This window comes from Mesorhizobium metallidurans STM 2683 (assembly GCF_000350085.1).
GTDB classification, from domain to species: Bacteria; Pseudomonadota; Alphaproteobacteria; order Rhizobiales; family Rhizobiaceae; genus Mesorhizobium; species Mesorhizobium metallidurans.
On record NZ_CAUM01000121.1, the window covers coordinates 1 to 26,690 of the forward strand.

Here is a 26,690-nt window from a genome sequence, read left to right on the forward strand (position 1 = left end):
AGCTCAAACATTGCCGTTCCTGTCCAACGCTTGGCCAATTTCCTCAGTTTATCAGCCGAATCGGCGCTTCCATCTCGGTGTGCCAGTGCTGCGCCTCGCTTTGTCGTGCCGCGATCGGTGCTTGGCCGACGAACCCGGTCGTTAACCGTGGCCTCCGGAAGCAGAAACCGTTCATCACAATAAATGTCGACGACAATCGGAGGCTGTGAGAACCCTGCAACCATGGACGATGCTAATTCGAAGACCGTTGGCCTATATCGGTGCCCAGGCATTCCGCCATTTGTTTGCTTATTGGAGGGGTCCAGATGTACCTTCCTTTCCCAGGATGACTACCGCGCGCGCAGACACAAGCCTGACTTCGAGACACTGCCTTGGGAAGCGGAGTTCAGGGCCGCGAGAAATCGCTAATCTGGCTTAGGAGAGCTTGAGTTCAGTCTATACGCTTATGACAAGCTCAATGACTGCAACCCAGGCAGCCGCGCAAAAGCCCAAGCCGATAACCAATCCGAGTAGCATCCAACCGTGGGGCCAAGGTTCGGGCGGCTTGTAAGCGTCGTTGCGTGCGAGCATCTCCCAGTAAGCGCCGAGGGCGCATTTGACGTCAAGCAGAAAGCAAGAAACCGTCACGCCATTTTCGGAACTACGCGCTGACCGCGCGTCGGATCAGCGAGGGGTTCATCCCGCATAGCACATAATTCTTCTCTGACCCTCAGCGATCAACCTCTGGATCGGTCGGCGATCCCGCCTTCGCGATTCACTACAAGACGCATCAACGGCAGAGCTGCCAGATGTGCCCTCGTCGCCATCCGCCGCTCTTCGGCCGACCTGGCATAGTCGCTTGATCGCGGCCTTCCTTTTGACATCGCCAGGCCCCTGTCCAGGACATCCTGAAGATCCGTCGCGTAGTAGGCGGTATCTTCCAGGCCGCTGAAGAAGTTTATGCGGTGAACTTCCCCCTTCTTGCTCATGACAATGCCTGCTTTTCGGAGCACTTCCTGAACCGCCTTGTACGTCAAGCTCATGGTTACCTCCTGGTTAAGACAAAGGCAGCATGGCCCTCTCTTGTAACCGTTTGGTGGCGGTGATTGACGAAAGTGCAACAGGAATAATGTGGCTAACCCCAAAACTCGGACCACTTGGCAGCAGCCGCCGCGAGCAACTCGCAGTGATGAAGAATTCAGGTGCTGTCATAATTCATTCGCATGTTTCGCTCGAACCGGCCTGAGCGCATGTATTCAGCAGCCGGCGCGAGCCTCCCCCATGGCCGCTGGTCAGGCCCAGCGGCCTACCGCTGCCAGTACTCTACCCAAGCCGCTGGGCCGCCCCGTTTCCCGGGAATGTCTTCAAGACCAATCACCGCGCGTGGAGCGCTCCCAAGTTTTCCACCGCTAATGTCGGCACTCTTCGATTTTTTCTACCCAATGTTTCCGAGACTCAATTAGCTTCCGCTCATGGAACGTCGGCACGCCATCCGAAGGGTCAAGGACGGGCTTTGGGAAGTCTACGACATAGACGACGAAAAGGTTGTCTTCATCGACGAAGTACCCCTGACCGATTTGCAGGATGAGGAGGCACTCGACGCGCTGGAGTTGCTAAAGGATGGTTTCCTGCTCCCGAAAAAACGCAGGTCGTCATCACGCCAAACTTGACCGAGAGAAGAGCTATACAATGGATGGATCCCCGGCTCTTCTGATATGCGCCTGTTAACTGCCTTGGCCCAAACGCCGCGCGTCGGCGGAATCAACATTTCCTGCTTCTGGCTGCCGCAATCGCAGCCTGCTGCTGCCGCAACCGCTCGATCTTCGTGCTCTCGCGAGCGGCGACGGCGGAAGCGACGCGCTGGCCGCCCCATAGCCAGGTCGGGATATTTGCATGAGCGACTTTGCCCCGGGCGATCGCCGTTTGCGAGATCTCGCTGGCGACGCTGCCCATTGCCACGTTGAGGTCGACGCAACTCATCGTCTCGTATTTCGCAGCGTCAACCGATGCGCGCAAAGGCGATGCGCAGCCTGTTATCAGGCTGCAGGACAGAAGCACGATGGCAGAAATCGCCTTCATTTTCGCCGGGATTCCATAGCGGTCATTACTTGATCGGTTGTCCGGTCGCTGTCGTCGGAGCGGTCTTCGGCATCCGGAAGAGGCTGTCACGTTTCGCTTCCTCCAACAATCCTTCGACTGCCATTAGTAGACCGCCTCGTCATTGGGCCGGCTGTGGCCAGCGCTGCAGGGCCGCGTGGCCAACTTCGGTGAGCGCATAGACGCCGCGCTCGGCTCTGGCGAACCATCCATAGACATTGTGAAGCAGGATATTGGCGGCGCGAGGCGAGATGGCTTTCAGGTCGCGCGGGCGCTTGGGACCGTCCACCATCGCCGCGGCGCAGGCCAGCGCATCCTGCCGGTAAGCCGTCATGATCGGTGCGCGGGAACCGCCGCCGACCACAGGGTCGCCACGCCGGCGCCGGTGCTCGTCCATCAGGCGCGATCTTCGCCTGGGATCTCGCCGCGGTGGCGGAGCGGCCGGACTGAGCAGCAGTTCGACATTGCCCGAGGGGCTGATCGCCAGAAGGCCGAAACCGAGCCGGCGGCAGAGTGCGCGAAACCGGCGATCGTGCTCACGGCCCTTGCCCCGGCTTGACATGCGCGCAGCAAGCCAGACCTCGTCGCACGCTGCGGCGCGGTCGATGCCTTGAAGCACGAGTTCAAGGTTGAACTCCAGTTTCAGTTCGCAAATGACGACCACCGGCGGCTCGCCGTCGCGCAAACCGACGACATCGCAGCCGCCGACTTCGCCTTTGACAGTGTATTCCAAGCTCTCAAGAAACCGCTTCACCGGGGTGTAGAGAGATGTTTCCAGCATGCCGGAGCCATAGCCGATTCGGGCCGCGCTCGCACAGAGTGGCCTCGACGGACTACCTGCGCGGGGCAGAGGAACTCCGAACTCCCACCCTTGTAGAAATCCTTCCAAAAATCGACATCCGGCCATGCGCCGTTCTGGGATTCGCCCGACCGGTTCGACCCGATCTTCAACCGCTTCCTGAAAAGCCTGGAGCCCGGCTGGCGCTAAGCTCTAAGCGCCCTCGCCTCGCCACTCCGTTTGCCCCGAACCATCATATCCCTGGCCAGGAGCCGGCTCACGCGGCAGAACGCCATGAACGCCCGGCAGGCATCCTCGGTCTTGACCAGGTCGACGGTCGCGCCGAAGCAGGCGTTGAACGCAGCCTGATAGACCGGGCCCTGCCGGCGGACCGGCCAGTCCTGCAGAAAATCCAGCGCCTGTTCGACGCTGTAGATTTCCTCGACCGGCAGACCAGGCGCAGTCGTGATGCGCACCGGCACCTCGAATTGCAATCTGTCCATTCGTTCTCTCCCGAACGGCATTGCCGCGGCAACGCCATTCGTCGCAGAAAAAGTTGCTTTGACCGGCTTTTCGCTCAGAAATGTGTCGTCAGTGCGGACGCCGAGCCCAGTGAAGCCCGTACAGAAGGTCTACTGGTTCACCGGGTCGGTTTCCGCCTCATAGGCCATACGGATGGCTATGATCACGACATATAGAGACGGCACGGCAAAAATGGCGCCGAGGACCAGTGCCGCGGTTCCCGCCATGCCGAGCGTCTCGGCGATTGCCCAATAGAGGGTTCCGATGCAGATGAGCGACTGCACCGAGAGGAACAAGGCGGCCGAGGCCGCGCGCGTCAGCGTTTTGACTGTTTTGATGCGTTGCATTGAAAAACTTCCGGAAATGAAGCGCCACGCGACCGGTGGACGGCCAACAGCCGCCGCACGGGTCGCGGCGCGAAAAAGATGTGAATGGGTTGGATAGGCGCGGTCTGAGACCGCTCAGGTCAGATGGAAGGCGGCGCGCGTGGCTGATTGGCACTTGCCTGCAGCGCAGGTGCGAACGCATACACGCCCGACGCCTGGACCGGCGAAACCTGATTGAGCAGGAAGAAGGCGGATTCCGGCGGAAGCGCGCCGGGATTGCCGCTCACGAATTTGACCGGGAGCAGCCGGCTGGAGCGAATTTCGAGAGGCTGCGCCTTGCCGCGTGACAGCGCGACCGCGTCGCCCTGCCGCGCCGTGGTCAAGGCGGCGCCGCCCCAAGCGGCGGTCGCGGAAGCAGCCGCCTCCGACTGGACCACGCACAACAACGACAGCAGCAGCAGGGCCATCAGGCCCGAGCAGGCTGCTTTTATCGGCGAAGTGAATGGCCTGGCGCGCTTCGATGCCATCAAGAGGCAAGGTCTCCGAACTCAGTCACCGCCCTATCGTGTCCGGTCGAAAAAGGAAAGCATCGCAACCGATGGCTGTCGCGAGCGAGAGCACGATATGGGCCACAACGCATGAATATCGCGGGCGTTCGCCCTTAGCCGGCAGTTCGTCCTTGAACCTTGCGCCGTCCGATGCCAAATCTGGTGGGATTTTTTTCGCGCGGGCTTATATCGAGAGCCCACTCACCCCGGCAAACGGACAAAATGGTCACCTATCTCGACGCCGCTATGGCACCGCTCAGAAACACCGGCCAGATCCGCCTCTACGGCGAGGAAGGTTTTGCCGGCATGCGCAAGGCTTGCGACCTCACCGCGCGCTGCCTCGATGAACTGGTGCCGATGGTCGCGCCCGGCGTCACCACCGAAGCCATCGACCGTTTCGTCTTCGAGTTCGGCATGGACCATGGTGCATTGCCTGCGACGCTCAATTATCGCGGCTACACCAAGTCGTCCTGCACCTCGATCAATCATGTCGTCTGCCACGGTATTCCCGACAACAAGCCGTTGAAGGAGGGCGATATCGTCAACATCGACGTCACCTATATCCTCGATGGCTGGCATGGCGATTCCTCGCGCATGTATCCGGTGGGCACCATCAAGCGCGCCGCCGAACGCCTGCTCGAGGTCACCCATGAATGCCTGATGCGCGGCATCGCGGCGATCAGGCCCGGCGCCCGCACCGGAGCCATCGGCGCCGCCATCCAGACCTATGCCGAAGCCGAACGCTGCTCAGTGGTGCGCGATTTCTGCGGCCACGGCGTCGGCCAGCTTTTCCACGATGCGCCGAACATCCTGCATTACGGCAGCGCCAGCGAGGGCGTCGAGATGCGGCCGGGCATGATCTTCACCGTCGAGCCGATGATCAATCTTGGCCGGCCGCATGTGAAAGTGCTGTCCGACGGCTGGACGGCGGTGACGCGCGACCGCTCGCTGTCGGCGCAATACGAGCACACGATCGGCGTCACCGAGACCGGCTGCGAGATCTTCACGCTGTCGCCAAAAAAACTCGACCGCCCCGGCCTGCCGACATAATCTTTCTGCGCCGGACCTCTCCGGCCAAGGAAATGCGGGCCAGGGGAATGCGGGCGGCTTATGGCAAAAACCAGCGACGACGACGAACGGGTCTTCTTTTCCGAAGCACCGATACAATCGATCGCTAAGGCCAGATCGGCCGAGAAGCCACACTATCACGGCCACCGCGACCGTTTGCGCGAGCGCTTTGCCGCCGCGGGTCCCGGCGCCCTCCCCGACTATGAATTGCTGGAGCTCCTGCTCTTTCGGCTAATCCCGCGCGCCGACACCAAGCCCGTCGCCAAGGCGCTGCTGGCGCGCTTCGGCACGCTGGCCGAGGTGCTTGGTGCGCCCGCCGCGCGGCTTGAAGAGGTCAAGGGCATCGGTCCGGCGGTGGCGCTTGACCTGAAGGTCGTTGCCGCGACGGCCCAGCGCATGGCGCGTGGCGAGATCATCGGCCGCGAACTGATGTCAACCTGGACGCAGCTTCTCGAATATTGCCGGTCGGCCATGGCCTTCGAGGACCGCGAGCAATTCCGCATCCTGTTCCTCGACAAGAAGAACACGCTGATCGCCGACGAGGTGCAGCAGGTCGGCACCGTCGACCACACGCCGGTCTATCCGCGCGAGGTGGTCAAGCGCGCGCTCGAACTCTCCGCCACGGCGATCATCCTGGTGCACAACCACCCGTCAGGCGACCCGACACCCTCGCGCGCCGACATCGAGATGACCAAGCTGATCATCGAAACGGCCAAACCGCTCGGCATTGCGGTTCACGATCACCTTATCATCGGCAAGAAGGGCCATGCCTCGATGAAGGGCCTGCTGCTGATTTGAGCAAAGGATTCCCGAGCCGAAGGTTCGCGACCTGCGGTCGAGCTTGCCCCAACGAAGTACATCGCGGCGGCACGGTGCCTTTGGCGTTCGGATCGCCCCATCTCGGGGCATGACGTCAAAGCAGATGCTCGATCCGGATTGGCAATTCGCGCATCCGCTTGCCCGTCGCGTGGAAGATGGCATTGGCGATCGCCGGCGATGCACCGACCATCGCGACTTCGCCCAAACCCTTGAGGCCCATGGAATTGGCGAGTGGGTCGGGTTGGTCGACGAAGCCGACCTCGATCTCGCCGATATCGGCGTTGACCGCCACGACATAGTCGGCAAGGTCATTGTTGAGATATCCGCCATAGCGGCGGTCAATCTCGGTCGCCTCGCGCAATGCGGCGCTGAACGCCCAGACAACACCGCCACGTACCTGACTGGCGGCGGTGCGCGGGCTGATGACACGTCCGCAATCGGCGATGCTCACGACCCGCGGCATGCGGATGCGCCGGGTGTGGGGTTCGACGTGGACCTCAACGAAATGGGCGATGTAGCTCATGGTCGTAAATTCCGGAAATTCGGGGCCGGCGACCACGAACCCTCCCTCGCGCAACTGTGCGAGCGCATCGTTGTTCTGCCCGGCACCCACCTGCGACACCTCGATCTCGATGTACGGGCGGCGAACGCTAGCGAGCTGCCGGTGGAGATTGCCCGCGACCGTACGGCCCGCCAGCAACTCCGAAACCGCCGCGCGCATCCGCTCCACCGCCTTGGCCGCCACGGGAACGGCGCCGGCCGTGCCCCATGATCCGGCCGTCATATGCTGGGGTGCTGCCGTGGTGTCACCGATGACGATATCGAGTTTGTCGGTGTTGATGTCCAACCCATCGAGCAAGACGGCCGCAATCGCGGTCCGGATGCCCTGGCCCATCTCGTGGCCTGAGGTTGCGAAGCGCGTACTGCCGTTGGCGCCGATCCGCAGCGTTGCGATCGCAGGCGGCATCATCGACGGATAGCAACCCGCCGCCACGCCCCAGCCGATCTGCGTCCCGTCGGACGCCGTCATCGATCCGGGCGCAGCGCTGCGGCGCGACCAGCCGAACCGCCGGGCCCCTTCCGTCAGGCATTCGTTCAGGAAGCGAGAAGAGAGGGGGTGGCCGGTCTTCGGGTCGACCTTCGTGTCGTTCTCGATCCGGAAGGCGACAGGATCGCGGTCGAGCTTGTACGCCAGCTCATCGACCGCACTCTCAAACGCGAAGCACGACGCCTGCGGATGCGGCGCGCGCATGTAGCCAGGCGCTTGCCGGTCGATGCGGATGTTGGCGGCGGTGCCGAGGTAGTTCTCGATCCCATACATGCGGATCGGCGATTCGTGATACTCGGCAGGGGAAAAGAACCCCGTCCGCGACTGCTCATGCTCGGCGTGATAACGCGCCGCGACCATCTTGCCTGTGGCATCCGCACCGAGCTGGATCCGGTGCCGGCTGTTCGGGCGGTAGGTCGCGACATGAAAAATCTGGCCGCGGGGCAAGACCAGCTTCACCGGGCGACCGGTCAGCATAGCAGCGTGGGCGACCAGCGCAGTCTGGCGCTGCGCCAACCCCTTCTGTCCAAAGCCGCCGCCGATATAAGCGCTTTTCACATCTATGAGCGCCGGATCGAGATGCAGGGCGCCCGCCACGGACCCCTTGGTCACGTTCACGCCCTGCGAGCACTCATGGATCGTCAACCTCCCATCCGCCCAGACCGCGGTGGTCACGAGCAACTCGATCGGATTGTGATGCTGCGTTGGCGACTCGTAGGTGGCTTCGATCGTTACAGCGGCGCCGGCCATCGCCGCCGCGGCATCGCCCGCCGTCCAATCCTCGGTCGATTCGCTTTCGGCGCCCGCGCTGTCGATCCGGGAAGAGAACTGCTCGTCGGCGAAGCTGGGACGGACCGCCTCGGCCCCTGCGATCGCCGCTTCCAGCGTCTCCGCGACGACAACGGCGACCGGCTGGCCGCGATAGGCGATCGTCTTCTCCAGTGTCGGTGGCGGAGGTGGCGGACCATCTTCGCCGCCGGTTGGCGGCGGTGGCGGAAAATCGTCCGGCGTAAGCACGCGCACGACGCCCGGCACGCGCATTGCTGCGTCCGTCGAAAGCTCGGTCATCGTTCCCTTGGCGATGCGCGCGGTCACCGTCATTGCGTAGAGCAACCCGGGGAACTGGATGTCCGCGGCATATTCGGTCGCACCACGCACCTTGTCGAAGGCATCGATACGGGCACGGTCGGGGAACGGCGCAGTGCTCATGATCGGCTCCTTTCAGCGGCGATGAGAAGCGCATCGGCGACGGTTCGCGCGCCGAGCTCGACCTTGAATCCATTGTGTTTACCGGGGCTGGCGCCACTGAAGGCCGCGCGGCCGGCGTCAAGCGCGACCTCCGGTGTCAGTCTCTGGCCCGCCAGCTTCTGCTCGGCTTCGGGAGCCCGCCACGGCTTCGTCGCGACCCCGCCTAGCGCGATATGCGCACGGCTGACTTGGTCGCCGTCCATTTCCAACGCCACCGCAGCCGATGCGAGCGCGAAGGCGTAGGATTCGCGATCCCGGATCTTGTGGTAGGTCGAACCCCGGCCGGCCGGCGTCTTCGGCACGACGATCGCGGTGATCATCTCGCCGGGCGCGAGCGTGAACTCGAGATGCGGCGTGTCGCCAGGCAACCGATACAGATCGCCAATAGGCAGCGTGCGGGATCCGCTAGGCCCAAGGATTTCGAGCTGCGCGTCCATCGCCACCAGCGCGACCGGAAAGTCGCCGGGCGAGACTGCGGTGCAGGCATCACTCGTGCCGAACACGGCCTGGCCGCGGTCAAGCCCGCGAAGAGCGGCGCAGCCGCTGCCTGGCTCGCGCTTGTTGCATGGGTAGACGCCGTCAGCCCCATTCCGGAAATACATGCAGCGGGTGCGCTGGAGCAGATTGCCGCCGACCCTCGCCATGTTGCGCAGTTGCTGCGACGCAGCCTTCGATAACGCTTCGGCCAGGACGGGATAGTCGCGGATGATGACATCGTTGGCGGCGACCGCGTTCATCGGCGCGAGCGCTTCGAAGCGAAGCCGGTCGCCGTCAGTCTCAATCTTGTCGAGGCCCGCAATCGCAGTGATGTCGACCAGGTGGCGGGGTTGCTCGATATTCAATTTCATCAGGTCGTAGAGCGTCGTTCCTCCGGCAATATAGCGGGCGTCGGCGCCCGCACTCGCGAAGGCGCTCACCGCGTCGGGGGCCGTTGTGGGCCGCGTATAGGTAAACGGTTGCATCAACCTCTCTCCATCTTGGAGGCAGCATCCTCGATGGCAGCGACGATGCCGACATAGGCTCCGCACCGGCAGATGTTGCCGCTCATATATTCCCGGATACGCTCCTTCGAAGTCGCGTTGCCTTCCGCCACGCAGGCGACCGCAGCCATGATCTGGCCGGGCGTGCAGTAACCGCACTGAAGCGCATCGTGGTCGATGAATGCCTGCTGCATCGGATGCAGCGCGGCGCCGTCCGACAGACCCTCGATCGTCAGCACCTCTCGGCCTTCGATCTTGGCGGCCAGCGTCAAGCAGGAAGCGACGCGCCGCCCGTCGACATGCACGGTGCACGCTCCGCACTGGCCGTGATCGCAACCCTTCTTCGCACCGGTCAGCGCGAGGCGCTCCCGCAGAAGATCCAGAAGGGAGGTGCGCGCGTCGATCTCGGCCGCAACGGGCTGGCCGTTGATCGTCGCGCTGATCGTCAGGGCTTGATCAGGCGCGACAGGCAGCGGCGCCGATTGGGCGGCGGCGGCCGTTTTTGCGTGACTGGAGGCATCGGCGAAAATGGCGGCGGCGGCGATAGCGGCGGCGCCTTCCATCGCGCTTCGGCGGGATAGGATGAAGAACCCTGAACGGAGCGTCCTGTTGTCCGTGGCTGGCGTGCCGCCGGTCGGCAGGACCGTATTTCTCGTCGTCTTCACTGTTCTCTACTCCATCTCTTCCGAGTGCCGGCGATCGAACGATGAGCCGCTCGCAAACACAGTTTGCCTATCGATCCCGGCACCCTCGAGAGCACCGCAATCGCGTCGGCGATCCGGATTTCGCCGATAAACTCAGCGACTGTTCAATCGGGGCATTTATATCGACGAGCCCAGACAGGAGCTTGCCAACGACGGCACAAAACTTGCCTGATTCTGTAAACGCTGGTGAATTCTGTCCGCTTCAATGCTAGGTTTGTGCTGATTGCAGGAGGCAACTCGTGGACTCGCTCAAACAGGCAGCTCAAGCTTATGCCAGCCGACATGCCAATGGCGATGGCGTGGCGATCACGCCCGTGCCGGGCCTTATGCTGAAGTGTGTCGAGTCACCGGGCGGCGATCTCCATGCAATTTCCCGGCCGCTGTTTTGCCTGGTCCTGCAGGGCGCCAAGCGCATGATTGTAGGCAGGGAGGAACGTGTATTTTCCGCCGGCCAGTCGGTGATCGTGAGCGCTGACATGCCAGTCGTCTCGCGTGTTCTCCAGGCGAGCCGAAGCGAGCCATATCTTGCGATCGCCGTCGAACTGGAGATGACGGTCCTCCGCGAGGTCGCATCTCAGATGGGAAGCGTGCGCGCAAATCATACGTCAGAAGCACGCACACTGTTCGCCGAAAACACCGACGTCGCAGTTCTGGACTGTGCATCGCGGCTGATGCGCTTGCTGAACCGGCCAGAAGCGACCTCGCTCATCCGCCCGGCGATCATGCTGGAACTGCATTACTGGCTTTTGTCAGGACAGCATGGCGTCGCCCTGCGGACGCTCGCGGACTCAGACGGTCATGCCAGCCGCCTCGCCAAATCCATCGCGATCCTCAGAGCCGAGTATCGATCGCGTATATCCATCGATCGACTCGCCGCGGCGGCGGGAATGAGCCTCACCAGCTTCCATAAGAATTTTAAGCATATGACTTCACTGACGCCGGGACAGTACCAAAAGAGGTTTCGCCTTATCGAGGCGCGTCGCCTCATGCTCGACGAAGGCTTCTCGGCAAGCAGCGCTGCGTTTGAGGTTGGCTACGAAAGTGTCTCCCAATTCACGCGCGAATATGGCCGTCTGTTTCGGGCACCGCCGAAGCGCTACGCGCTCCGCGCTCGATCCGAATCAAGCAGCCATTCCAACATCAAGAGCCTGCTGCCGATCTAAGCCCGTGCATATTGGCCGAGGTCTCTCCGGGCGCGCTGTAGCGCCGATCAAGCCGCATCCTGTGAGGGCGCCGGTTTGCGCTGGCGTGCGTGCCTGATCCTCTGGCGGATACCATCAGCAACGGAAGCGAGTGTGCCTTGTGCCGTGCGTGTGCCAAGAACGGATTGCAGGGTAACGGCCTGCGTCGCGAACTTGTTCTTGAAGGCCTCTGCACCACAGAGGAAATCGACCATGCCCAGGCCGTGATCGATCGACCACTGAATGTAGTCCATGATCAGGATTATGCCCGGCGACGCGCGGCTGAAATCCGGATCGAAGGTGGTCACGAACGCCATCATGACCTGGTGCTGGATGAAGTTGATGGAGACCGCGACCATTACGCCATCGCATTCAAGGACGAAAATGCGCAGCACGCCGGCGCGCGCCAGCACGTCGACCAGTGCGGCGAGTACCGGTGTTCCCTCTTCGTAAAGTTGGGATTCACGCGAGTGCTGCACCAGCCACCTGCGCTTCAGCGCCGAGAGCCGGTCCAATACCGGCTGCAGTGGCTCGTCGGGCGCAAGCAGGCGAAATTTCACTTTCCCGGTTTCTTCCAATGCCTTGATGCCGCGCCGATAGTTCTGACGTGTCTTTTTGGACTGGCCCTCAAACCATGCCGCTCCGCTCTTCCACGGTCCGGCGACGCGATAACTGACTTCCTCCCTATGATTGGGACGAAGCCTGATGCCGCTGGAAGCGCGGCCCGCAGCAAAGATCTTGCGGACCGCCGCATCCGGCAAAAGACGATTAAGAAAGGCAAGGTCGAAACCACCGGCGTCACAGAGCTGGGCCCATAGATCCTGCAGGGCCGACAATGAGCATTCCGGAGCAACCAGAATATCGCCATAGTCGGTATAGCTGCTGGCCGCCCACTCAAGAAACCGCAAGCCCTTGCGCTTGCCGATCGCCAGGGGAATAACGGCAACGAGCCTGTCACCATTCCAGACCAGGCCGATGCGCAGTGCGCGCTGGTCACGGTCCGCCACCGTGCTCCACCACGCCGAAACCCAGGCATGGCTCTGGAAGATCAGTCCGTCGGTGCGGTGCCAAAGATGCATCCACTGGGCTTCGACCGCAGCCAGGCGATCCGCCGAGCGGATAATTTCCAGACGCTCCGTGCCCACGGCGTCGATCGAAACAAAGGTGTTCATGACGGTGAACTGTCCTGTGGCTGGGCGACTACATTAGGCCGCCTGTGGAACAGCCGGATGACGTGCCTCCCCATCTTCTTGAGCGGCAGGATGTAGAGCCCAAAGAGCGATTGATAATCGCGCACATCGCGATCTATCAGGCCAAATCTCAGATCTTCGTCCGGATCCGGCACAAACTGCGTTCCAAAGAGACGATCCCAGAACGAAAAAAGCAGGCCGAAATTCTTGTCGTAGTGGCGAGGGTCGATGCTGTGATGCACCTGGTGCCAATGCGGACACAAGATGATTTTGTTCAGCGGGCCGAAGGAAATCTTGAGATGCGTATGGCGAACGAAGTCCATCATCAGGATATTGCGGATGACGTAGACATTGATGCCGAAGATGGCGACCTCAACCGGATCAAGCGCGATCAGGCTCCAGATGCCGAAGCAGATCCCCGGGATGACGCCGTCCCACATACGATTCATCAGATCGTCCAGCGGATGAACCCGATCCTTGGTGATCCCCACCATCACCTCGGCCGAATGATGCACCTTGTGCAATTCCCACAGGAACGGGAAGCGGTGCTGGGCGACATGGTAGAGATAGTATGAAATATCATAGGCTATCAGCATGGTGGCGGTGAAGATGATGATCGTCACCGGTCCGGCCGGGCCGCCGATCAGCGGCGCCTGGATGCCAAAGAGCCAGCCGATTGCCTCATGTGTCGCATAGCCTACCGCGGTAACGAAGGTGACGCCGGCAGGAATGAGCAGGAAGGGCATAATCGCCCGTTTCGTGACCCAAAATAGGACATCCGCTCGCGCCGACGGGTGCAGGATGACTTCTGCCGGGAAAGCGAAATCGAAAAAGTCCCTGAAGGATTTATGTTCGACGGTTCGCCAGTAAGCGATCATCGCGCTCCCCAGCGCCGTGAAAAAAAGCAGACCGAGGGTCAACAGATTGATATTGGAGAGCTTTTCGACAATCGCTCTGGTGAATTCAGAAAACATCGGTGCGGTGGCCCTGGGTCCGTGAGATGGCTATCCGGCGAACCGCGCAGCAAGAAAAGTGCCAAACCCACTGCATGTTGCCTGCAACCAGGCGGCTTCTGCGGATGCGACGGGCAAAAGCATGCCGGATTATTTGCGCCAGACTAGCAGATCAACCCTAACAAAACCGCTAAATGTCCAAACGTAATTAATATCGAATGCGGCTGGACACCCGCCAGCCAGCCCGGTTTGAACGCCGGTTTTATCGTTGCCAGGGGGTGATCACGGCAAGGTGTATCTGGATGCCGTCTTCTCCCACTTCGCCATGCCAGGCGAGGCGTTCGGTCGGCTGCCTGGCGCCGAAACGTAACGAAACCCAGCCACCCTGCCCAGGTGCCTCGCCGCCGGCCCGGATGTCGACCGCCTCGTCCGGAAAGCGGATCGCCAACAGCCGCTCCTCGCCGCGCAACACCGTGACCGTGCTTCCGTCCCGGTTGGCGTGGAGTCCGGCGGCGAGTTGGAAGACGATTTCGGCCATGCGCCGGCCGCCAAGCAGCTGGTCGGTGACCAGGATGCCGTCCGCCTGCTGCGCGACGGTGCGCTGATGCACAACGCCGAAGCGGCTTTTGTATCCGTCATGCCGGGCACGCAGCATCCAGTACGGACCCCGCTCGCTCTGCGCCAACGTCGCGACCGCCTTGTGCGACCAGTTGAACGCCCCGGTCATGATGCTTTGGCTTTTGCCCTCGATGTTCAGCGTGTTGTGCGCCGGCGTGGAACGGAACCAGTCGCGCCAGCCCCCGCCTGAACCGTAGAGCCAGGTGCCGGGATCGACCAGCACCGGCTCGCCATCGATGCACAGTGTGAGCGACAGCGCATCGGCATGGCCGTGGGCCGCTATCGAAAGATAGCCAAGCGGGCCGTGGTCGAATGTCAGCTCGACATCGCGGCCGTCCATCTCTCCGCGCCAGACGGAGAGCCCGCCTTGCGTGAATGTTTGCAACCCATCCACCGCCGGCGCCGGTCCCCGCGGCGTCCCGAAGAAAAGCGAGCGAAAATCGTCGGGCTTCGGCACATTGCCCGGCATCCCCAGCAAGCCATGGATGGCGGCTGCGACGGATCGGGCATAGCCGCGCTCGTCTCCCAATGTCAGGACGCGGCCTTCATCGTCGTCGCCAAAGCCGATGGCTTTCCGTGGCAGCCAACCCGCGAAATCGGCGAATGCCGCCAGACGTGCTTCCGCGGCCGGCGGAAACGGCTTCCCTGCCTGTCGCGCCGCGGCGGTGCACAGCAAGATCAGTTCAGCCGTGAAGGCCGCATAGGTCGGGGTCTGCTCGGCACCAGTGCCGTCGGCAAGAATTTGCTTGTACACCTCGGCCAGGAGAGCGTTGCGGGCAGCGACGAATTCGGCTCCGAACGCCAGGCTGATCAGATACTGGCCAGCCAGTTCCGCGACGAGATGGTTGTTGGCGGAGGAAAACCGGGACGGAAACCGCGGCAGCCAATAGGCGCTTGCCGCCAGTATTTCGCCAACGCGCTGCCGTGTCGCCGCGCCAAGCCGGTCGCCGACGAGGTCCAGAGTGACAATCAGGCTGATCGCACGCAACGCCACTTCGATGCCGGAGGCCCAGCCAATCCCCCGGAATGGCGGGTTGGCGGAATGCCAACTGTTGATCGCCGCCTCGATGGCTGCCCTGGCCTGATCGTCGCCGGCGAGGACCAAGTGGGCGGCCAGTGGCGGCAATTGCTGCAGCCGGTTGATCTCCCAAACGTATTTTACGTCGCCGCGGTCATCGCGATGGCGAAAATCGATATCGAAAGTCTGGCTTTCGGGGCCTGGCCAAAGCTTGCCGGTCACCGGGTCGAGTCGCCAAAGCTCGGGAGCAAAAAGCTGATCGCGTTCGCGCCGTGGCCACGTCTGCCCAAGTGCGGAAAATTCGCCGCAAAGCGTATTTTGCGCCGCTGCCGCTATGGCTTGCCGTTGCGCGGCTGTTGCGTCCAGCATCGCATCGCGCAATCCGTGCAGTACGGGGTGCAACGGGGGTGAAGGATAGCGCTCCCAGCCGTCGTCACGGCGTCGCGAAACGGACCGTCGGCGCTGCTCGTCAAGCCGGTGCAACACCTCGGCCGGACCCATGCTGCGCAATCGGTTGATGTACCAGCCGATCCTCATACGCGCTCCGCCAAGGTTTCGATCCTTGTATACCATGCTGCCGAAAAGCCGCGCCGCGGCAATCCTCTTTTCCGCACCTGCGGTTAATATCTCAACCCATGATGCGGAGAGTGGCGATGAAAAGAGTTGTGTGCGTTTTAGCCTGGGTGCTCGCCATGGCGGTAGCGGCCGAGGCTGCGCCGATTCGCCTCGAGCGCGGCGTTGGCGTGCACGAATGGCTCAACTGGTCGCCGGTAGGGAAAGATGGATCCTACATCTGGCCGCCCTACCGCAGCGAGCAGGAATGGCTGGCGGGACAGCGGCCGCTCACCGATTGGCCGGGCGGGGACGAATTTGCGCGCATTCGATCGATGGGGTTCGACTTCATCCGGCTGAGCGTCGACCCCGGTCCCCTGCTTGCCAGCGAGGGCGCCAAACGAGAGCAGGCACTGGACATCCTTGCCGCCGCGGTCGAACGGGTAACGTCGGCCGGCCTCAAGGTGGTTTTCGACCTGCATGGCGTCACCCAGGTACCGGCCTACGGCATGGAGATGATCTATGGCGGTGCCGACAGCGAAGGTGTTGCCCGCTATCGCGAAATGGTCGTGGCGGTCGCCACCATGCTGGTCAAGATCGGCGCCGACAAGGTAGCCCTCGAACCTTACAACGAGCCGGCATACTACCCTTGCGATTCGAGCGGAAGCGATGACTGGCAGCGGATCATGGAAGGCACGGTTCACGACATTCGCGCGGTCAGCAGCGAACTCACCATCGTTGCAACCGGAGCCTGCGGCGGGAGCATTGCCGGATTGGCCAACCTCACTCCCGGCTTTGACGATCCGAACCTCTATTACAGCTTCCATATGTACGAGCCGCACAGTTTCACGCACCAGCGGCCCGACAAGTCAAACAATTTTGCCTCGGGCCTTCCGTGGCCGGCCGACAGCAGTACGCCCGAAGTGGTGAGCGAAATGCTCAAAGCACGCATGGAGGCTGCCGGCTTGAGCACGGTCGAGCAGGTGATGAACATGGCCACGGCTCGAGAAACAATCGCCCGATATTTCGAGCAGGATTGGGGCCAGAGCCAACTCGAGGCAAGCTTCCGCCAGGCGGTCGACTGGGCCGAGGGTCATGGCATTCCGAGCCGGCGGCTCTTCATGGGCGAATTCGGCGTCATCCTCATGTCGGCGGATGGTCGCATGGGTGCGTTGGACGCTGACCGTCTGCGCTACCTTACGGCGGTGCGCCGGCAGGCGGAACGCTTCGCCATCCCATGGTCCGTCTGGGAATTCTCCAATCCCTATGGAATGACGCTCATCCTGCCCGATGGGCCCGCGGTCCCGGACCCGGAGATGTTGCAAGCGCTGGGCCTGCGATAACCGCGCTTCGCGGGTCAAGCTCGGCTTCAATCCCTCCGGCAGCTTTACAGTTCCGGCCTGTCAGCCACCAAGTGTTTAATACATTCGGTGTTATCAGCGTCGTGAATACGCGTATCCGGGGGAGAGACGATGTGTGGAATTGCCGGCTGGATCGGGCGGAGAGTTGAGAATCCGCAAGACCGGGCTGCCAGAATGTCAATCGCATTGCGGCATCGCGGTCCCGATGCTGAAGGCGCCGAGTTTCTGGACTTGGACAACGGCGAAGATCAATTGGCATTGGTGCATCGCCGCCTGGCGATTATTGACCTGAACGCCGATTCAAATCAGCCCATGCAGATCGAGGACGGCCGCCTCAGAATTATTTTCAATGGCGAAATATACAATTACATCGAGCTTCGTCAGGAGTTGATCGGCCTCGGTCACCATTTTCGAACGCGCTCCGATACCGAGGTGCTGCTCAGGGCCTACGACCAGTGGCGCCTGTCCATGTTTAACCGACTGAGCGGCATGTTTGCCTTTGCGATCTGGGATGCTCAAAGCCAGGAATTGATCCTCGGCCGCGATCCCTTCGGCGAAAAGCCGCTTTACCTCATGCAAAGCGAGAAATTGCTGTCGTTTGCCTCTGAGATCAATGCGTTGTTGTCGTCGCAGCCGGATGCACGGCAACTCGATCTGGGCGCTGTGCACGAATATCTGAAGTGGCGTTACGTGCCAGGACCGCGCACGCTTTTCAAGCAAATCCGCAAACTCCACCCCGGAAGCTACGCTGTCTGGTCGCAAGGGGCAGTCACGGAGACGCGCTACTATACGCCGCCCGATCAGATGGACCGGACCGAGCATATCGATCGAAAAGACGCCACGCGGAAATTTCTGCAACTGCTCGACCATTCCGTCGAGATCAGAATGCGCAGCGATGCACCCTTTGGCGTCTTTCTCTCCGGAGGGCTCGACTCCTCGGCAATCGTGTCCCTGATGGCAAGGCACAGCGACAGGCCCATTCGTACATTTTCGGTCGGGTTCAACGAAGCAGCCTACAGCGAACTTCCTGTCGCCCGGCGTGTCGCCGATCATTTCAAGACGGATCATTGCGAGCTCGTCATCGAGGCCGACGACCTCATGGATCACCTGCCCAGGATGGTTCGCCATCGGGGAGCGCCCGTTTCGCAAAGTACGGACATCCCGATCTACCTCATGTCGGAGCGAGCCTCGCAGGACGTCAAGATGGTGCTCACTGGGGAAGGATCCGACGAAATTCTCGGCGGCTATCCCAAACATCGTGCGGAGTCGCTCGCTGGAATCTACCGGTCACTCGTTCCGGCGTCGCTCCACGACAATCTCTTCGCCCCCTTGATACGCACCATGCCCGGCGCATCGGCCAAGTTCGATACATTTGCGCGAAGCGCGGGCGAAAGGGACTTTGCCACCCGGATGATCTCCTGGTTTGGTGCTTTGACGACAAGGGAACACGATGTCCTTGTCGGCGCGTCCGCCAATTGCCGCAATGAACGCAACGACTTCCCGTTCTCTTCGAGCGCGCAGGCGTCCCATCTTCGCCGCGTACTGTTTTTCGACCAGACGTCGTGGTTGCCCGACAATCTCCTGGAACGGGGCGACCGGATGATGATGGCCGGTTCAATCGAAGGAAGAATGCCTTTCCTCGATCGCGATCTGGTTGCCTTTGTCAGCACATTGCCCGATCGCTACAAGCTCGGTTGGCGGCAGAGCAAGCAGATCTTGCGCGACAGTATGGCCGACATGCTTCCCGAGGGAATTCTCCACCGCCGCAAAATCGGCTTCAAGGTGCCTGTCGCCGAATGGTTTCGCGGGTCGATGAGGAACTACGTGCACGACCATCTCTGCTCCTCTCGTTCCGTTATCCGCGGCTATTTGAGCGCCAAGGAGCTTGATCGAGTTGTCTCGGAGCATGTCAAGGGCGCCGCGGACCACGAAAAGCTGATATGGGCGCTGTTGAATTTGGAGATATTCCACCGCGAATTCGAGCTTGGAGCGCCGCACTGACGCCATAGGGTCAGCGTCAGCGCTTGATCAGTTGGCCGGTCTTTGAAGCGGCCGACCTCCAGACATCGCAGATCGCGCCGACAAACGGTGCGAGATCAAGCCGTTCCCGATGCACGGCCATGGCGGCTGCGCCCAGGCGCTCGCGCAAAGCCTTGTCCTCGACCAGGCGTGTCAGCGCTTCGATCAACGCCGCAACATCGCCGGGAGGCACCAGCAGCCCGGATTGCTCGTTGGTGATGATATCTTCCACGGCGCCGACAGGCGTCGTCACCACCGCGAGGCCGGCTGCCATCCCCTCGATGACCGAGACCGGCAGGTTTTCGGCAAAGGAGGGAAGCACCAGAATGTCGGCCGAAGCGATCAGCGATGCGACCTCGTCCGGGCCGACCCATCCTGGAAAGGCAACACGCTCGGCAAGGCCAAGCTCGGCCGATCTCGTTCGTGCCGCCTCGACTTCACCATCGCCGGCGATCGTGGCGCGCCAGCCCTTGATGGCCTTCATGCGGTGCAGCGCATCGCACAATTGCGGCACGCCCTTGCGATCGCCGATACGGCCCAGGAACAGGATATGAACACTGTCTCCGCCGCCCACATGCGCAAGCGACGGGACTTCGGTGGCATTGGGCACGATCACGATGTTTCCGGCAGCGCCTGGCGCCCGGCTCGCGATGAAGTCGCGCCAGATACGGCCCAGAACCACGACGCGGCTGGCATGCTCGAACATCTGCCGGATGCGATGGCTGATAAAGCTGCGGTCTTCATGCCAGAACGTCTGGTACTCTGCTCCATGCAGATGCAGCACATAGGGAATGCCGAGCAGCCGCGCACATTTGGCAATCACCAATTTGCGGTAGGTGCTGCCATATCCCGACAGGTTGATGTGGACGACATCGGCATGCCCGGCGATGCGTGCGGCCAGCATCCGCAAGCAGAAGCCGGTCATATAGAAGACTGACAAAGCGACCGGGCCCGAGCCGCGGCTGGGAAGGAAACGGGCATCGATATCGGGGCTCGCCTGCCGTTTGAGCCCGTTATTGAGCGTGGCCATGATGCGGTCGATGCCGCCCTGCCCCGAGACGCCCGAGGGCGTCGCGACCAGGACATGTACTTTTCGATTGTGAATGAGACGCTGGAGCATGACGGTGTTTCGGATAGCACAAGCCGCGTAACTGGAAAGCTAAGGTTCCCCATAAGGTTTACGACAAATCTCTTGTCTCAAACTGAATCTGTTCACCCTTCGCCGTCATGGCGCTGGCTTTTCCGCCGGTCGACAGTTAATCGAAGCTGAATTACCCAGGGACATCCCCTTTGCTGCTCCGCTCCACGCTCATCTATGCTCCGGCGATCTTGCTGACGCGCATCTCCGCGCTGCTCTTGCTGGTCATCGTGACGCGTCTGATCGATCAGACCGAGTACGGTCTGCTGACCCTTGTGGTGACCGTCGGCGAAATGACCGACATTGCCGTCACCAACTGGTTGCGCATCGCCTTGCTCAGGCTTGGCGGCAAAGGTGATGTCAGCCGCGGCAGCCTGATGCTGGCCGGAAGGGTGCTGCTTGCCACCACGGCGCTGGCGCTTATTGTATCCGTGGTCGCCTCGGCATTGATCGTGCCGGAGCGCTGGGTCGAGTTCTCGATCGCCGTCGGCAGCTATCTGATAGCCGGTGCCGTCGGCCGCTTCGCTTTGACGGTGCTGCAGATGCAGCAGCGTCATTCGGTCTATTCGATGCTGGAATTCCTGCGCGCCGTGCTGCAACTGGCGCTGCCGATCGGCGCTATCATCTTGTTCCAGGATTCCTTTCTGACGGTTTCGCTTGGCACGAGCCTCGGCGTTCTGATCGCCGGTATCGTGGCGGGCATCATGGCGTCCCGGCGCGTCGTTGCCGGCCCGCCGCGCTTCACCCAGAAGGAGTTCTTCGCCCTCGGCGTGCCCCTGGTCATCATGGCGCTGGTGGGCTTCGGCCTCAACAGCGCGGAACGCTTGTTCCTCAAGGTCTATTACGATGCCGGCGCCGTGGCGATCTTCGCCGCAGCCTATGCGCTGGCCCGCCAGCCGATCGATATGGTCGCCAATGCCATCAACATGGGCGCCTTCCCCGAGGTGGTCAGCCGGTTCGACGAGGAAGGGCCCGCCGCTTCGGGCCGGCTGCTGTCGCAATTGATGGCCTTGATGATCCGCCTTTGCCTGCCGGTTGCGGCGATGCTGGTCGCACTCAGCAGCGAAATCACCCAGCTTCTGCTGCCCTCGCAATACCACGGCCGCGTCGGCCTGCTCTTTCCGATCATTGCCTTCAGCGTGCTGTGTGGCAATCTCACAAGCTTCGTCTATGGCACCGTGGTGCACGCGCACAAACGGCCGTGGCTGCTGATCATCGCCACTTCGTTCGGCTCGGTAGCGACAATCGCATTGTCCCTGCTGTTGATCCCTTCGATGGCGGAGGTTGGCGCCGCCTTGGCGCTGGCGGGCGGATCTCTGATGGGCCTCGTAGCCTGCGTGATGATCAGTGAGCGGCTCACCCCGGTGCCGGTGCCATGGCGCGACATCGGCGTTTCGGCCGTCATCTCGTTTGCCACCGGGCTGGCCGCGAGCATTTCCAGCGCTTTGCTCACTGATGGGCCGACGATCCTCTCGCTTGTCGGGGGTGGCACCGCTGGCGCGGTCGTTTTCTTCGGGCTGACCTGGCTGTTCCATCCTGCGGCCACGATGCAATTCGTCGGCAAGCTCCGGGCGCGGCTACGGACTGCATAGACCGCCAAGCGGTTCCGCCCGGCAGTACCCGACGCGGAATCTATGAATTGACGTTTCGGCGCCGCTGACGGTTCCAAAGTTCCTGAAACAGCAGCCCCGCATAGGCAGTGTTGGTATCGTAGTAGCGCCGCCACAGGCGGCGCGGCTCCTGTGCAACGCGAAACAACCACTCCAGGCCGGCCGCCTGGATCAGTTTCGGCGCCCGGGCAACCTTACCGCCATAGACATCGAAACTGCCGCCCACGCCCATGACGAAACTCGGAGCGAGTTCGTTGCGATAGCGCTTGAGAAAGCGTTCCTTGCGCGGCGTCGGCATCGCCACCAACAGGCAGTCGGCCTCCGAAGCATTGATCGCCTCGACGATTGCAGTCTCGTCTTCCGGGTTGAAATAGCCGTTGCGCATGCCGGCGACAACGAGGCCTGGATGATCCCTGGCAAGTCGCATCCTGACTGCATTGAGGACGGATTGTTCGGCGCCCAGGAGGTAAGGCCTATAGCCACGCTGCGCGCAGAGGCCCAGCAGATTGATCATGATGTCGACGCCGGCGACCCGCTCCGGAAACTCGACCCCGCAAAGACGCGCGCCCCAAAGCACGCCGATGCCGTCCACGTTGATCACATCGGCCGTGGCAACATCCTCTTGCAATTCGGCATTCTTGCGCATGTTCACCAGCTTGGCGACATTCACAACCACATGATGCAGCGGCCGCCGCAGGGCCATCGCCTCGTCGGCGATTGCCAGCGTCTCGGCCATGGTCAGGGCATGGAGCGGCGCGCCAAGGAACTCCCTGCGCCGTGACGCCAACAGGGAATGCTGTGCCCATGCGGAGTCGTGCGCGTTCATGCTGCCTCGTCCCTGCTTGCTGGAAGTGCCTGGCGTTCGACCTGTGATTTCTTCCCCTCGATGCGGGCGTCGGGCTTGCGTGCCTTGCGCCACGTCCACAGACCCCTTGTGTCGACGAGCTTCTTGTCCTTGAGGGCTTCGGGGTCGACAAAATTGAACTGTCGATGATCGACCAGAAGGACGACGATATCGCATTTGTCGATGGCGGAGAGTGCATCGGTAAAGACGATGCCCCTGCCCTCCAGTTCATGCGGCAGCGCATGGGCATTGGGTTCAGCCGCGACGATCTTCAGATTGGGGATATCGGACAGAAGCTTTACCACTTCGACGGCCGGGCTCTCGCGCATATCGTCGATGTTGGGTTTGAAGCTGAGGCCCAGACAAGCGATCGTCTGCTTGCGGGAAGGGTCGAGCAAGGCCTGGATGTCCCTGACCACGGACAACGGACGCTCGGAATTGATCCGGCGTGCTGAAGCTATCAGCCGCGTGCTGTTGGGCGCGGCGTCGATGATAAAATACGGATCGACCGCAATACAGTGACCGCCAACACCCGGGCTCGGCTGGAGGATGTTCACGCGCGGATGCCGGTTGGCAAGATCGATCACCTCCCAGACGTTGAGCGACAGATCCTGACACACTGCCGCAAGCTCATTGGCGAAGGCGATATTGACGTCGCGGAATGCATTCTCGGTCAGTTTCACCAGTTCCGCGCTTTCGGCCTGGGTCATGAACAGGTCGCCGGCAACGAAGGTTGAATAAAGTGCCGCGGTCCGTTCCGACGATTTGCGCGACAGTCCACCGATTGAACGATCGTTGTTGATCAGCTCGGTCAGCACTTTTCCCGGCAACACGCGCTCGGGCGAATAGGCGACCAGGACATCGGCCTCCTCGCCATGCGCGAGAGGAAACTTGAGATCGGGCCGCAATTCGGCAAGCAGCCCCGTCATGATGCGCGTCGTGCCGACTGGCGATGTCGATTCCAGCACCACAAGGTTTCCCCGCTTCAGCACCGGGGCGATGCTTCGCGCCGCCGCAAGCACGTAGCTCACATCAGGCTTGTGGTCTTCGGTCATCGGCGTCGGCACGGCGATGATGAATGCATCCGCCGGCTGCGGCGTGTTGAACGCCTTGAGCTTGCCGTTGGCGACGACCTTCTGGATCAAACCGTCGAGGTCCGGCTCGACGATATGGATTTCGCCGCGGTTGACCTTCTCGACCACCGCCTCGTTGACGTCGACGCCGATCACGTCGAGCCCGCGGCTGGCGAAAATGGCGCAGGTCGGCAGGCCGATATAGCCCATGCCGATAACGGAAACGGTCTTGATGTCAGCCATGATGCAGCAGTTCCTCAACGATCCGGTTACCGGCCCGGCCATCGCCATATGGGTTGTGTCGTTCCGCCATGCCGCGATAGGCCGCCTGGTCATCAAGCAGACTATTGGCATTGGACAGGATTTTTTCGATGTCGGTGCCGACGAGACGCGCGGTGCCCGCCACTATCCCCTCTGGCCGCTCGGTGTTCTCGCGCATCACCAGCACCGGCTTGCCGAGCGAAGGCGCCTCTTCCTGCACGCCGCCGCTATCGGTCAATACGAGGTAGCTGTGCTTCTGCAGATACAGGAACGGCAGATAGTCCTGCGGGTCGACGAGATGGATGTTCGGCACGCCTTCCAATTCCGCGTTGACCACCGAGCGTACATTGGGGTTGGGATGAACCGGGTAGACGATCTGCACGTCCCCGCGCACCGCCAATCCCTTCAGCGCCGTACAGATGCGGTGGATGCCGCCATCGAAATTTTCGCGGCGATGACCGGTGACGAGGATCATTCTCTTGGCGGGATCGAGGAAGGGAAAGCGGGCGGCGAGCTCAGCGCTCATCAGCCTGTCGGCGTCGATCGCGCCGGAAAAATGCAACAGCGTGTCGATCACCGTATTGCCGGTCACGAAGATGGTGTCTTCAGCCTTTCCTTCGGCGATGAGGTTGTCGCGCGCCTGGACGGTCGGCGCGAAATGCCACGTGGCGATGTTGCCGGCGATCTTGCGGTTCAGTTCCTCCGGAAAGGGAGAATTGATGTCGTGGCTGCGCAAGCCCGCCTCGACATGGGCGACCGGAATGCGCTTGTAAAAGGCAGCCAGAGCGGCAGTCATCGCCGTCGTCGTGTCGCCCTGTACGAGGACGATATCGGGCTTCGCCTTTTCCAGCACTTCGGCCATGCCCAAAAGCACCCGCGAAGTCACGTCGAACAGCGTCTGGCCGGGCTGCATGATGTTGAGGTCGTGATGCACCGGCAGGCCCGTCAGTTCGATAACCTGGTCTACCATCTCGCGGTGCTGAGCGGTGATGCATGTTTCGGTGACGAAACCTGGATGGGCAAGCGCTGCACGCACCACCGGAAAGCATTTGAGCGCCTCCGGCCTCGTGCCGAATACGATCAGCAGTTTCTGCCTGGACGGCAGTTTTGGATGTGAGAGGACGTTCATTGCTGATCCTGGGCGGCTGCAAGATCCATAATAGCGGCAGAAAGCGGCGCCGTGGTGCCAAATCTTAATATATGATTAACAGCCAAGACCCTCTTATTCTCCCCTGATAAGCCTTTTGAAAGTCTAGGCCGATAGGTAGTCTACGAGGGCAGTCTTGAAAAAGAACATATTCGATTGAGTAATATTTTAATCATCGGCCACGCCGACGGATCTCGGCGCTGGGAAAATGAACTTCTGAGGCGATTGAAGGCGGCTGGCCACGTGGTTTCGAGTGGCCACGCGCAGGCGTCCGCGCCCGCCGCGCGCGGGCTGGACAATGTACTTGATATCGAGGCCCGACGCTTCGGTCCCTCACTGGCGAGCCGTTCAGGGCCGCTACCGTCTGGCGACCCTGGTCCCGTCGACCTCATAGTCGATCTTACTGCCACTGTGGCAACGCAAGGAACGCCGGTCCTGACGCTCGAATTTTACGGCCACAGCACCTTTCCCGCCGGCGTGGCTGAGATGCTGGCGAGCGGCCGATCGCCCGAACTTGCCGTTCGCCTCAATGGCGTTACCGTCGCCAAGGGGCGGCCCATGCTCAGCGATCGGCTCTGGCTGTCTCGCATCAGCAACGACCTGCTCGCCGGGGCCATTTCGCTGATTGCTCAAAGTGTGGCCCGCTTTTCCGCGGGCGAGCTTGCGCCTATTGCCGAGAGCCCGGCGCCAATCCCAAGGAGCCGCGGCTATTTCCGAAACTATCTGCCGTTTTTCTGCAAGGGGCTGGTCGACCGCGCCATGCAAAAAATCAGGCTTGGACGGCGCCCTTTCTATTGGCAGGTAGCCTATCGGCTGATCGACGGGCCAGGCGTAGCCGAGACCGGGCAACTCGACGGCACGCCGTTCACTGTGCTTGCCGACGACGGCCAGCGTTTCTACGCCGACCCGTTCGTCCTCGAGCGCGATGGCCGCCACTATCTGTTTGTCGAGGAGTTTCCCTATGCCACGGGTCGCGGCGCGATTTCCGTCGCCGAACTTGGTAATGACGGTATTTTCGGCGTGCCGAGGGTGGTGCTGGAGGAAGCCCACCATCTGTCCTATCCGCAGGTGTTCGCCCACGCTGGCGAAATTTTCATGATCCCTGAAAGCAGCGCGGCGCGCGAAGTTGTGCTCTACCGCGCCGCGCAATTTCCAGATCGCTGGGTACGCGACACGGTGCTGCTCACGGACAGGAATTTCAATGACGCCACGCTGCTCGAATCCGATGGGCGCTTCTGGCTGCTGGGGACGGAGCGGTTCGGTTACGGCAGCGCGTCGGATACGATGGCCGTTTATTCCGCGCCCTCGCTGCGCGGGCCGTGGGCAGCCCATGCGCTCAATCCCATCGCCATCGATCACTCGGCCACTCGGCCCGGCGGAGCCTTCATCCGCCACGGCGACGCTCTGGTGCTGCCAGTGCAAAACGGATCGCGAGCCTATGGCGGCGGCCTGGGGCTGATGCGGCTGGATCGGCTTGACGATTTCGATGTCCGTTTTGCGCCGCCCCGCCCGATCGGACCGGGGCCGGCATGGGCCCGCACGGGCATCCACACGCTTAACCGCGCCGGCAATGTCGAAGTTGTCGACAGCGCCGGCTGACTGCTAAGG

Annotated in this window: 24 protein-coding genes; 8 read left to right on the top strand and 16 right to left on the bottom strand. The window is 61.7% G+C overall.

From position 1 onward, the window contains the following. Positions 1-716 precede the first annotated feature (716 nt). Positions 717-1,022: a hypothetical protein gene (locus MESS2_RS19855; protein WP_008876216.1), complete on the bottom strand. Its 306-nt coding sequence runs from the start codon at positions 1,020-1,022 to the stop codon at positions 717-719. A gap of 429 nt (positions 1,023-1,451) precedes the next feature. Between MESS2_RS19855 and MESS2_RS19860 the strand changes: the two genes are divergently transcribed. Further along, the gene (locus MESS2_RS19860; RefSeq protein ID WP_008876218.1) at positions 1,452-1,649 is read left to right on the top strand and encodes a hypothetical protein; all 198 of its coding nucleotides are present in this window, start codon (positions 1,452-1,454) and stop codon (positions 1,647-1,649) included. 91 nt (positions 1,650-1,740) lie between these two features. On the opposite strand, the gene MESS2_RS19865 is transcribed toward MESS2_RS19860, so the two are convergent. The 5 genes from MESS2_RS19865 to MESS2_RS19885 all read right to left on the bottom strand — a co-directional run bounded on the left by MESS2_RS19865 (position 1,741) and on the right by MESS2_RS19885 (position 4,169). Continuing rightward, on the bottom strand, positions 1,741-2,058 hold the full coding sequence (locus tag MESS2_RS19865) for a hypothetical protein (protein ID WP_008876219.1): 318 nt from the start codon (positions 2,056-2,058) through the stop codon (positions 1,741-1,743). Positions 2,059-2,197: 139 nt separating this feature from the next. Continuing rightward, positions 2,198-2,857 (bottom strand): DUF2161 domain-containing phosphodiesterase, encoded by a 660-nt coding sequence (locus tag MESS2_RS19870; protein WP_008876220.1) that lies wholly within the window; start codon positions 2,855-2,857, stop codon positions 2,198-2,200. Positions 2,858-3,060: 203 nt separating this feature from the next. Continuing rightward, on the bottom strand, positions 3,061-3,357 hold the full coding sequence (locus MESS2_RS19875) for a DUF982 domain-containing protein (protein WP_008876221.1): 297 nt from the start codon (positions 3,355-3,357) through the stop codon (positions 3,061-3,063). Between the two features lie 129 nt (positions 3,358-3,486). Then, complete coding sequence (locus tag MESS2_RS19880; protein ID WP_008876222.1) at positions 3,487-3,723, bottom strand: hypothetical protein; 237 nt, start codon at positions 3,721-3,723, stop codon at positions 3,487-3,489. A 119-nt stretch (positions 3,724-3,842) separates the two neighbouring features. Continuing rightward, complete coding sequence (locus MESS2_RS19885) at positions 3,843-4,169, bottom strand: hypothetical protein (RefSeq protein ID WP_008876223.1); 327 nt, start codon at positions 4,167-4,169, stop codon at positions 3,843-3,845. A gap of 303 nt (positions 4,170-4,472) precedes the next feature. Between MESS2_RS19885 and map the strand changes: the two genes are divergently transcribed. Then, the gene (gene map, locus MESS2_RS19890) at positions 4,473-5,300 is read left to right on the top strand and encodes a type I methionyl aminopeptidase (RefSeq protein WP_008876225.1); all 828 of its coding nucleotides are present in this window, start codon (positions 4,473-4,475) and stop codon (positions 5,298-5,300) included. A gap of 60 nt (positions 5,301-5,360) precedes the next feature. Beyond that, on the top strand, positions 5,361-6,116 hold the full coding sequence (gene radC, locus MESS2_RS19895; RefSeq protein ID WP_008876226.1) for a RadC family protein: 756 nt from the start codon (positions 5,361-5,363) through the stop codon (positions 6,114-6,116). Positions 6,117-6,231: 115 nt separating this feature from the next. On the opposite strand, the gene MESS2_RS19900 is transcribed toward radC, so the two are convergent. Genes MESS2_RS19900 through MESS2_RS19910 form a run of 3 tightly spaced genes read right to left on the bottom strand, consistent with a single transcriptional unit; the run spans position 6,232 to position 10,078 of the window. Beyond that, positions 6,232-8,394, bottom strand: a complete 2,163-nt coding sequence (locus MESS2_RS19900) for a xanthine dehydrogenase family protein molybdopterin-binding subunit (RefSeq protein WP_008876227.1) — start codon at positions 8,392-8,394, stop codon at positions 6,232-6,234. Further along, complete coding sequence (locus MESS2_RS19905) at positions 8,391-9,395, bottom strand: FAD binding domain-containing protein (RefSeq protein WP_008876228.1); 1,005 nt, start codon at positions 9,393-9,395, stop codon at positions 8,391-8,393. Before MESS2_RS19905 ends, MESS2_RS19900 begins: the two co-directional genes overlap by 4 nt. Next, positions 9,395-10,078 (bottom strand): (2Fe-2S)-binding protein, encoded by a 684-nt coding sequence (locus MESS2_RS19910; RefSeq protein WP_008876229.1) that lies wholly within the window; start codon positions 10,076-10,078, stop codon positions 9,395-9,397. Before MESS2_RS19910 ends, MESS2_RS19905 begins: the two co-directional genes overlap by 1 nt. A gap of 278 nt (positions 10,079-10,356) precedes the next feature. Between MESS2_RS19910 and MESS2_RS19915 the strand changes: the two genes are divergently transcribed. After that, positions 10,357-11,280 carry an AraC family transcriptional regulator gene (locus MESS2_RS19915; RefSeq protein ID WP_008876230.1) on the top strand — a complete coding sequence of 308 codons (924 nt, stop codon included), beginning with the start codon at positions 10,357-10,359 and terminating at the stop codon, positions 11,278-11,280. A 47-nt stretch (positions 11,281-11,327) separates the two neighbouring features. Here the strand turns inward: MESS2_RS19915 and MESS2_RS19920 are convergent, their stop codons facing one another. From MESS2_RS19920 to MESS2_RS19930, 3 genes are all read right to left on the bottom strand, one after another. Continuing rightward, complete coding sequence (locus MESS2_RS19920; RefSeq protein WP_008876231.1) at positions 11,328-12,470, bottom strand: GNAT family N-acetyltransferase; 1,143 nt, start codon at positions 12,468-12,470, stop codon at positions 11,328-11,330. Beyond that, on the bottom strand, positions 12,467-13,462 hold the full coding sequence (locus MESS2_RS19925; protein WP_008876232.1) for a sterol desaturase family protein: 996 nt from the start codon (positions 13,460-13,462) through the stop codon (positions 12,467-12,469). Before MESS2_RS19925 ends, MESS2_RS19920 begins: the two co-directional genes overlap by 4 nt. Before the next feature lie 241 nt (positions 13,463-13,703). After that, a complete protein-coding gene (locus tag MESS2_RS19930) occupies positions 13,704-15,614 on the bottom strand; it encodes a heparinase II/III family protein (protein WP_008876233.1) in 1,911 nt (636 codons plus the stop codon). Positions 15,615-15,730: 116 nt separating this feature from the next. Here MESS2_RS19930 and MESS2_RS19935 point away from each other — a divergent pair, with 116 nt between their 5' ends. Further along, a complete protein-coding gene (locus tag MESS2_RS19935) occupies positions 15,731-16,972 on the top strand; it encodes a glycoside hydrolase family 5 protein (protein WP_040593547.1) in 1,242 nt (413 codons plus the stop codon). Positions 16,973-17,101: 129 nt separating this feature from the next. Then, positions 17,102-18,991, top strand: a complete 1,890-nt coding sequence (asnB, locus tag MESS2_RS19940; RefSeq protein WP_008876235.1) for an asparagine synthase (glutamine-hydrolyzing) — start codon at positions 17,102-17,104, stop codon at positions 18,989-18,991. Positions 18,992-19,007: 16 nt separating this feature from the next. On the opposite strand, the gene MESS2_RS19945 is transcribed toward asnB, so the two are convergent. Beyond that, on the bottom strand, positions 19,008-20,129 hold the full coding sequence (locus MESS2_RS19945) for a glycosyltransferase family 4 protein (RefSeq protein WP_008876236.1): 1,122 nt from the start codon (positions 20,127-20,129) through the stop codon (positions 19,008-19,010). A 170-nt stretch (positions 20,130-20,299) separates the two neighbouring features. Here MESS2_RS19945 and MESS2_RS19950 point away from each other — a divergent pair, with 170 nt between their 5' ends. After that, entirely contained in the window at positions 20,300-21,739 is a 1,440-nt protein-coding gene (locus MESS2_RS19950) for an oligosaccharide flippase family protein (RefSeq protein ID WP_008876237.1), read from the top strand. A 40-nt stretch (positions 21,740-21,779) separates the two neighbouring features. Here MESS2_RS19950 and MESS2_RS19955 read toward each other — a convergent pair whose 3' ends face one another. From MESS2_RS19955 to wecB, 3 genes are read right to left on the bottom strand one after another with little or no spacing between them, the layout of a single operon-like run. Further along, complete coding sequence (locus MESS2_RS19955; protein ID WP_008876238.1) at positions 21,780-22,583, bottom strand: WecB/TagA/CpsF family glycosyltransferase; 804 nt, start codon at positions 22,581-22,583, stop codon at positions 21,780-21,782. After that, positions 22,580-23,917, bottom strand: a complete 1,338-nt coding sequence (gene wecC, locus MESS2_RS19960; RefSeq protein WP_008876239.1) for a UDP-N-acetyl-D-mannosamine dehydrogenase — start codon at positions 23,915-23,917, stop codon at positions 22,580-22,582. The genes MESS2_RS19955 and wecC overlap by 4 nt, the downstream gene beginning before the upstream one ends. Next, positions 23,910-25,064, bottom strand: a complete 1,155-nt coding sequence (gene wecB, locus MESS2_RS19965; RefSeq protein ID WP_008876240.1) for a non-hydrolyzing UDP-N-acetylglucosamine 2-epimerase — start codon at positions 25,062-25,064, stop codon at positions 23,910-23,912. Before wecB ends, wecC begins: the two co-directional genes overlap by 8 nt. A 261-nt stretch (positions 25,065-25,325) precedes the next feature. Between wecB and MESS2_RS19970 the strand changes: the two genes are divergently transcribed. After that, positions 25,326-26,681 (top strand): glucosamine inositolphosphorylceramide transferase family protein, encoded by a 1,356-nt coding sequence (locus MESS2_RS19970; protein WP_244440036.1) that lies wholly within the window; start codon positions 25,326-25,328, stop codon positions 26,679-26,681. The last annotated feature ends 9 nt before the right edge of the window (positions 26,682-26,690 follow it).